This window comes from Chitinivibrionales bacterium, from assembly GCA_014728215.1.
Taxonomy (GTDB): domain Bacteria; phylum Fibrobacterota; class Chitinivibrionia; order Chitinivibrionales; family WJKA01; genus WJKA01.
Genome location: WJLZ01000063.1, coordinates 1 through 8,690 on the forward strand (window position 1 = coordinate 1; position 8,690 = coordinate 8,690).

At 44.3% G+C, this 8,690-nt stretch carries 6 protein-coding genes; all 6 read right to left on the minus strand.

Translation table 11 applies throughout. The features are described 5' to 3' along the window. The coding region (locus tag GF401_04210) for a hypothetical protein (protein MBD3344248.1) at window positions 1-315 on the minus strand (315 nt) is incomplete at its 3' end. A gap of 192 nt (window positions 316-507) precedes the next feature. Continuing rightward, a complete protein-coding gene (locus GF401_04215; GenBank protein MBD3344249.1) occupies window positions 508-2,265 on the minus strand; it encodes a hypothetical protein in 1,758 nt (585 codons plus the stop codon). Window positions 2,266-2,306: 41 nt separating this feature from the next. Then, a complete protein-coding gene (locus GF401_04220; protein ID MBD3344250.1) occupies window positions 2,307-2,834 on the minus strand; it encodes a hypothetical protein in 528 nt (175 codons plus the stop codon). 3 nt (window positions 2,835-2,837) lie between these two features. After that, window positions 2,838-3,617 carry a hypothetical protein gene (locus GF401_04225; GenBank protein ID MBD3344251.1) on the minus strand — a complete coding sequence of 260 codons (780 nt, stop codon included), beginning with the start codon at window positions 3,615-3,617 and terminating at the stop codon, window positions 2,838-2,840. A gap of 5 nt (window positions 3,618-3,622) precedes the next feature. Further along, a complete protein-coding gene (locus GF401_04230) occupies window positions 3,623-4,309 on the minus strand; it encodes a hypothetical protein (GenBank protein MBD3344252.1) in 687 nt (228 codons plus the stop codon). 144 nt (window positions 4,310-4,453) lie between these two features. Continuing rightward, a complete protein-coding gene (locus GF401_04235) occupies window positions 4,454-8,251 on the minus strand; it encodes a tetratricopeptide repeat protein (protein ID MBD3344253.1) in 3,798 nt (1,265 codons plus the stop codon). Window positions 8,252-8,690 lie beyond the last annotated feature (439 nt).

Consider the following 8,690-nt stretch of genomic DNA (forward strand, 5'->3'; position numbering starts at 1 on the left):
CAGCCCATGATCAAGTCCGTAACGGATCCATTCGAATGTCTCGAGGTCAAGTACCCGGACGCCTTCCGCAGTGGCAAACCAGAGTTTTTGGGGATTGGGACCGTCGCCCTTAATTCGATACACCCGGCTGATATCCATCATTCGGATACACGCCTGAGGATCAAACTCAGGCTTGCGGGTCGGGACCTCTTTTTCGGTGATACGCAGCAGGAAAAGAACCACCACCAGCGCAACGGCCATAACGGCAACCGAAATAAAGAATATCATTTGACCCCGGCGGCGTTTCCCGGTGATTTTAACAGTGGAATCGTTCATCTGGAAATCCTTGGAGATTTCATTACTGCGAGCTGGAATTCAATGTGTATTGTGTATATCGAAAAAACTTCCGGTTCTCTTATATCTCAATGTGTCCGGAGTGTATTCCTGCATTCTCTATAAAAACAAAAAGCGGAAGCGCCGGAACCGGTGACACATCCGCTTTTTTATAACCATCTAAAATGCTGACTGTTAATCCTCGAAGGCCAGTATTCCCATATTTGTAGCAATCCATACTCTTCCAAAGCTTTCAATTGCTATATCATTAATCACATCGGAGGGCACTGATGAATTCAGTGTAGTGTATGAGGTGATCACCCATTCATCGTTTAGGCGCCGGACTTTCACCAGCCCGCCACCGTTTGTACCTGCCCAGATCTTATCGCTCGAAGAAATATCGATGCAATTAATATTATTATTTGTTAAGTTTGAATTTGATGTGGCAATTCCTTTCCAGGTCGAACGATCGTAAAACATCAGACCGTTACTCGCCGTCCCCACCCAGATATTACCGGCGCCGTCGTACTGAAGCGCGGTTATTTCATTACCGGATAAACCACTGTTTTCATTATAATGTTCAGCCGAATAGGATGTATCATAAGTGGTATCGAATCCGAGCGTATCGACATTTATAATTTCATTTATATTCATCAACGACAGTATTGCAGCATATGTCTGGATGGAAGAATCTACAATAATGTCAAGCAACGTGTCGGTATAGGTGACATTGAAAACAGTGTCGAATCGCAGGGTATCAATCTCAATTACCGTATAAAGGTTTTCAATTACGGTCAATGCCCCACTGTTGATCACCGTATCGGTATGTTGATTCGACTCATTGTCGGAATAAATAACTTCAAACGAAGTGTCGACCTTCTCATTGTCAACGAGAATGATGTCGTATAACGAATCAAGTGCATCAACCGAATCACCGGTATATACCGTATCATATAAATGCTCGCGATACTCGGCCATGAAGGTGGTATCGTAAAAGTTAGTGATTGAAGAATCGGTTATTTCGTATATTCCATTACTTGTTCCGATAAAAATCCCCGCTAATGGGTTGGCCGAGTTCATCTGTTGATCGATACATATGGCACTGGCGGCATATTTTCCAACATTTGTTTCGGCACCATTAATTTTCAGCGAATCAAATTGTATCCACACGTTATTATTCATTCTAACAACACCATTACTTCTTGCACCAATAAAAATGCTTCCATGGGCATCCGAAGCCAATGCCAGGATAGAATCGTTAGGTGTTTTTTGGGCATGAGCGGTGGAAAATGAATTTCCATCAGAAGTGGAATAAACATCATTTATTAAGGTGCCAACCCATTTTTTACCGTCAATCGTATTTGCCAATGAGGTAATGCAGATACCCCCCAGAGAGGAGTTGGCTGTATCATACACTCTCCAGCCACCGGCTCCATCAAACTTCTGCAATCCGAAAAATTCTGTTCCAATCCAGACAGTTCCCGTGTTTTCGAGCAAAACAGACAGTACGCGATTACTTATCAGACCAGAATTTGAGCTGTTATAATAGTCCATATTCGGAAATACTGTCGAGAAATTCCCGATGAAACTTTCAGCTGAAGCTTCCTCAAAATCGGCAACAACTTTCCAGTAATATTGAGTTGCGTATCGGAGTCCGGTAACGGCAAGTGTTGTATCGGATTGAGCCAGTCCGGTTGCGATCACCGAATCCGGGTTGTCGTGCGTATCCAGGTATACGTTGTAGGTTACTCCGTCCTCATTTGCTTCAGACCATATAAGAGTAAGCGAGATATCCTGTTGCCTGTCCTGATTGGATGGGCTGACAAGCTGGACAGGGATATACTGACTCGAGGCATCCGGGTTATAGCCGATAGGTCCGGTATCATCCTGCGTGCATTTCACCAACAGCAAGAGCATGCCCAATAATCCGGCATAAACAAATTTCCGTCTCATATCTATTTCCTTCCACCAATCGATAGGAGTGATCTGCACCTTTATTTTGTCGGCGGCACAAGCGAAAAGCCGTTGACTTTCAGGTCCTTTGCTTTATCAATCACTCTCATTATTTTGCCGTGATATGTTTTCATGTCCCCCTGCACTATGAGGACATCGTCTTTATATCCTTTGTCGAGCAATTCTTTCATTTTCCATTTAAGAAAATCGTAGGCTTCTTCACGTTCCTTTGCCCATACATCTTTGTTTTGCGTTTTAATAATGTTATATCGTTCTTCGGGAAGCGTCTGGGTCAGGGGTATTTCCTCGCCGTTAATTTTCAGGATTCCATCCCGCACAAGCTGGTGCCCTTTTTCGAGATGGTCGGACTGGATATAGACGATGATATTTTTTTCCTTTTTTTTGTTCTGATTTGACTGGGATGAACCGGGCGGCGGGAATTTAATAGCAACCCCATACACCGCCGCAATAGCCATTACTACCATAAAAAAGATAATGAGCTGAAATACCACATCGATCATCGGCGTGAGATCGACTTCATCGGATTCTTTTATGCGTGATTTAAGCATATCTTACTTATCCCCCTGCGTCTGTTCGGAATTTGCCGCAACTTCCTTCGATGCTTCGGGAAGAGTGACAAAGGCGAAGTTTCGTATATCGCAGGCCGTGTCTTTTGCCATGTTTACCACCTGAAGGATCCGTCCGTAAAATGCATTCTGATCGGCTTTGATTAAAAGCTTGATCTTTTTTTCAAGCTTATCGACATCTGCATTACTCATGGGTTCCTGCCCGGTTTCCTTGCGCTTTACGTTCTCATTCTGCACCATCTGCTCGACAACTTCCTTTTTCTTTTCCCTCAAGGCCCGGGGAATTTCATCAAGTCGCAGATAGGGGCTGATCTCATGGCCGCATCGGGAACAGAAAAATGCCGGCGGCCGGGTCCCCTCACCATATGCTTCGGCCATCTTGGTTTGAAGGTCTTCAACCGGCTTATTGTCGGAATCCAGAAGGGAATTGGTTATGTATAACCCCCGTTTATCCTTGAGCGGCAGCTCGCAATTGGGGCAAACCGCCGGCGTCTTGGCCTTATCCGAAAAAGCGACCAGTCCGGTGGAATCCGGGTCAATATAACCACCCTTCTGTACTTTTGCCGGAAGAACGTAAATCTGCAACAGTGCCGTATCCTGCTCGACCGCGTTGAATACCGGCGGCAATTTGATGATATTATCCAGTGAAGGCTCCATCTGCATGGAAACAATGAAATAAATAAGAATAAGAAACACCACATCGATCATGGGTGAAATATTCAACCGGAGCTCTTCAGATTTCCTTCCGTTATTACCAAACGCCATTGATCTCAGGCCCCTGCTTTCTCATCAATAATAAGTGAATCAACCAGATGAATTGCTGCTTCTTCGACAAGCATGACGTAATTGTCAATCATTGTTTTTATCCAGTTATAGCTTATCAATACCGGAATGGCAACAACCAGTCCCGTAGCAGTGGTGATAAGCGCTTCGGAAATACCACCGGCAAGCTCATTGGGCTTTGCTCCACCTGCAGCGCTGGCCATTATCGTAAATGAACGGATCATACCCGAGACAGTCCCGAACAATCCGATAAGTGGAGAAACAACGGCAACCACCGAAAGTACGATAATGTGAGCTTCGAGCTGAGGAAGTTCAATGCGGGAACGCTCCTCAATTGCGTTGTTCAGCCATTGTTTCATTTCCATAACACTCATATTCAAACTCTTTGCCTGCTTGAATTTTGTAAGTCCCTCCAGCATTATTTCTGCTGTAACGCCGCCTTTTTTCTTGCACAACCCGGTCATCTCCTCCACGACTTTATCCTTGTCGCCGTTATGCTTCTTCATGGACTCTTCAAAAGCCTCGAGGAATTTGTCGGGTCTGAGTTTTCTCTTCTGAAGAAACATCACGATAAGCCGCTCAATAACAAACATAAGCGCCAGCACGGCTCCAATCAGAAGCGGCCACATTGCAAATCCGCCCTTTTTAAACGTCCCTATTAAATCAAAACCCATCAATGGCTCCTTTCGGTGACAAACTCGAAATCCGAAACACGAAACTCGAATTAAAGGTGGTTACCGGCCCCTGGATTCCGACCTGTAATCCACCATTTTCATCTATTATCATAATCCATTATCCTTGTCTATTATCCAATATATTTAATGCTCAGTTCTGATTTTCTCGCGTTGTTCCATGGCAAACTTTTTCGCATTACCGCCACACCGCCCGCTGCCGATCGATTTGCTGTAGAGTTTGATTGCGGATTTCCACTTGCCCAGCCGGTCCAGGCTGTAGGCAAGAAAATTCCTGGCATTACAGATGTCCTGGAAATCGGGGTACTGTGTAACAATCGCCTGAAACTTGTTTTTAGCATTGCCGAAATCTTCCAGAGTCCAGTAGGCATTTCCCTGCATGTAGAGCGCCGATGCACTGTATTTTCCTTTGGGATGTTTCTTGAGATATTCATTATATTCTTTCACCGCTGCATGGTATCGTTTGTTGAAATAGAGACAGTCGGCTTTCTGGTACATGGCGATTTCGGCCAATTGCGCTGATTTTCCCGATTCGATGATCTCTTTGAATTTTTCCCGGGCCTTGCCGTAGTTCTTTTTTGCAAACCACGCAGCAGCCTCGAAATATATTGTGTTGATCGTAAAATCGTTATCAGGAAATTTCTTCTGCATCTCTCGGGCATACTCGATCGCTTTATCATATTTCTTTGCGTTATTCAATGCGTCGATTAATTTAACCAGGGCGCCGGCCGAATAAGCGGCTATATCACCATGATAAAAATCATACACCCTCCGGAATGTCTCTGCGGCCTTATCCCATTTTTTAACCGTCACATACACATCGCCGATACCGATCATTGCAACAGCACTGTCTTCGGGCGTTTCACTCTCTTCAACAATTCTCCAGTAGTTTTCCACTGCCGCTTCGGGATCGGTCTTTGCCAGAAGCTTGCCGATTTCAGCCTGCGCGGCGCGATATATCGCCGGATCTTCCTTTTTGACCTTATTTAAAATTTCAATAGATTCCTTGTCCTTGCCCTGTTCTTTTAACCCGGTCCCCATCTGGTAGGCTGCATAAGAAAGGAGGCGGCTCTCGGGGTATTTTTCAATGATAATCGAAAAATTTTCGATCGCCTTTTGGGTATTTCCGAGTTTTTTCTGATAGGCCTCGCCTATTCGTAAATAGATGTTCGGGGCAATTGAAATCGAATCCAGAGGCCTGCTCGCCAGAAAATCCTGAAGGTATTGTATTCCTTCTTCCGGTTTATCCAGTGCAATCATCTGCTCTGCTTTGCTGAGTATTACCTTATCATACATATCCGAATCGGGATATTTTTCAATAACAATATCCATCTTGTCGATCGCTTTTTTATGGTTTCCCTGATCCGCCAGTATTGTTCCGATACGATAGTAGGCATAGGGCGTCCTGGCGTGATCGGGGTATTGTACCACGAAACTTTCAAAACCGTCAATGGCTTCTTCGTAATCCTTCGCCCTGGAGGCAGCATCATAAACCTGGATACGGAGCTGTTGTCTCAGTTCCGGGGATACGCGTCTATTCTGCAGAAGTTCATTCAGTACGATCCGGGCACTGTCATAATCTTCTTTGGCCATATAAATACGGGAAATTCCGATCTTTGCGTTGATCTTTTTCGTCTCGTCTTCGGTAAGTTCGAGAATTTTGTCGAAAGATTCAAAGGCAGCGTCATAATTATTCATTTTGTCCAGCTGTACAAGAGCCTTATCGTAGAGGATAGTCGCCCGTTCTTCATCCTCAACAGCCTCATCAAACAGCTGATTCCAGTATGCAAGCTCCTTTGAAGGGTCTTGGATATCCACACCGAATATCTTGATCGCCTCGATACCGATTGCTCTGTTGTCTATTTCTTTGGCGGCTTCCCGGGCGGCCTTTTCATTATCGATTTTCATATAGCAATCGGCCATCTGATAACTTGCCTGATCAGCATCGGCATTATACGTTGTGCCCTTGAAACGGTCGACAACCTTTTTGAAAATTTTAATCGCGTTGTTGTATGCCTGTTTTCTTCCTTCACCCTCCTGGCCTTCGGCGATTTTTACCCATACCATTCCCTGTTGAAAAAGCATTTTTGATGCAAGTGGATTTTCTCTGTCGTAGGTATATCCAAGGTTGTAATATTTTTCGGCTTCTTTGTAATTGCCACTCTGAAAATAGGAATTTCCTACTTTATGAGCTGCGGCGCCAAAAAACGTACTCTGTTTGTAATACTCGACAATTTTTTTATATGCTTCGATGGCTTTTGCCGTATCACCCATCGCTTTGTGGCAGTCCCCGAGAAGATACTGGGCATTGGACGCAACATTGGTACTCATGAATGTAGTAAGAATAACCTCATAGGCCTCAATAGCCTGCGTATACAGTTTCCGCTCCCGATAGTAATTACCGATTTTCAGTTGCACCTTTGCTTTTTCTTCGGTAACCTTTGCCAGGTCAAGTGCTGTGGCAAATGCCTCTCCGGCTTTTTCTTTATCCCCCAGTTTCGTATATGCATCACCCATGGTGATATAGACGTCGGAAATTAAATCACTCTGAGGATAGACATTAACGAATTTCTGATACTCCTTAATTGCGAGAGCATAATATTTTTCAGCATCTTTTGAGGATTGCGTAGAATCGTTACGTTCCTCAGCCATTTCCCCATCCTTTACATAGGAATCGGCGATCAGCTTTTGAGCATTATCGAGATTATCCGATTCAGGAAAGAATTCCAGAAGAATGGTAAACTGGGACCGCGCCGAGTCTGTTTCACCAAGCTGAATATAGCACTCGCCGATTAACTTGACAGCATCTTCAAGAGTATTACCACCTTCTCCCCCTTTACCTTCACCTTCAAGCTCCGCTTTTTCTTCTTCAAGAGTATAAATATGGGTTTTCTTCCTCACCCGCTGTTTGGCTTTGGAAGCTGCATCGACATTGATAAAAGTTTCAGGGGTAAGATCGGTATATTTGTACTTTGGAAAATCTCTTGCAACCTCCCTGTTTTTCTCGATCTTTTCCAGATACTTAACGGCCCGGTGAAGATCTGTTTTTCCGGCGCTTTTGTCGCCACTCAGAATTTTATTCCGCCCTTCCTCATAGAGAATATTTCCGATCTGCAGGAAAAGCACTTCAGCATAAATAGTTTTAGGATAGAGTGAAATAAGCGAATCATATATCTGAATCGCTTCATTGAATTGAAACTGAAACCGGTAGGTGTCGCCGATATACAGATAGGCGGTCTGGGCCGTATATTCACTGGCCCAATCGCTGTTCCGTTTGGGATATTTCCGTATTACTGATGGATAGATGATTTTTTCCAGAATCTTAAGGTGAAACATCCTGAGACGGGAAATATCCTGCGGTGTAAGATCTTTTGCCAGTTTCCAGTCGTCATCCTCTTTTCTGATAATCTTTTTTTCGACAATGGTCTGATACCGTTTTTTAATATCAGGATCCGAGGCATAGTCGATCTCCTCATGATTCTGAATAAAAAAGCCCAGATCGTTTTTCATGTCGTTAAGCGCAGCGACAACCTTTTTTTTGACGGGCATACTGATATTTTTTGAGAAAGTCGTATCTTTTATCGAATCAATCACTTCCTCGTCCAGACGGGGAATAAGCAGATTGGAACGGAAATTATCCTTATTCGCCTTAACGAGGGCTGTCACCGAATCCCATGAGGAAACATCAGCGACGAAAATCAAAGTCGAATCGTTGCGAAAAAGTTGTATCAACGACTGAGCGCTGTCACGGGCCGCATTGAAATCGCCGCTGTTTATCAGTTCCTGAACGCCGCGCAATCCTACTCTTCCCCGTTCGATCATTTCATCGATATTGACCGTGTGAAAAACACGCTCGTTGAGTATCGGTATCGAGATAAAGAGTGCGGATAACCCGATCAGGACAATGTTAATTACCGCAGTCATGATATGTAAAGGCTACTTTCCCGTTTGTATAGTGACCATCCAGGGATTGGTAAAATTCAGAGACGTCGTTTGCGCCGGTGCAAACCCTTCATTACCGAATTCATCTCTGGTAATAATCCCCATGATATACTTGCCGCTGGGCCATTGACCCGGGTCGATATTCTCCCATCGAACCTCTTTCTGAAAATCATCACGGATTTTAATTTCATAGGGGAAAACATAATGACGAAGATTATAAATAGCTTCAAGGCTCAAGGTGTCGGCAGTAACATCCCATGCGCCTGTATTAAAATTGAGATTCCATTCCATCCATTCCGGCTTCTGAGCAATAACCAATCGTACATCCTCAATATCCGCCGCCCCTAAATCCTGAACAGAATTTCTGTTCAGGTCGTAATCAAAGGCCGAAACAATCGTGCAATCATTAGTTACCCAATCC

Bases quoted from the DNA above. Each gene is read 5' to 3' on its own strand.
- GF401_04215 (MBD3344249.1), bottom strand. From the start codon at position 2,265: ATGAGACGGAAATTTGTTTATGCCGGATTATTGGGCATGCTCTTGCTG.
- GF401_04220 (MBD3344250.1), bottom strand. From the start codon at position 2,834: ATGCTTAAATCACGCATAAAAGAATCCGATGAAGTCGATCTCACGCCG.
- GF401_04225 (MBD3344251.1), bottom strand. From the start codon at position 3,617: ATGGCGTTTGGTAATAACGGAAGGAAATCTGAAGAGCTCCGGTTGAAT.
- GF401_04230 (MBD3344252.1), bottom strand. From the start codon at position 4,309: ATGGGTTTTGATTTAATAGGGACGTTTAAAAAGGGCGGATTTGCAATG.
- GF401_04235 (MBD3344253.1), bottom strand. From the start codon at position 8,251: ATGACTGCGGTAATTAACATTGTCCTGATCGGGTTATCCGCACTCTTT.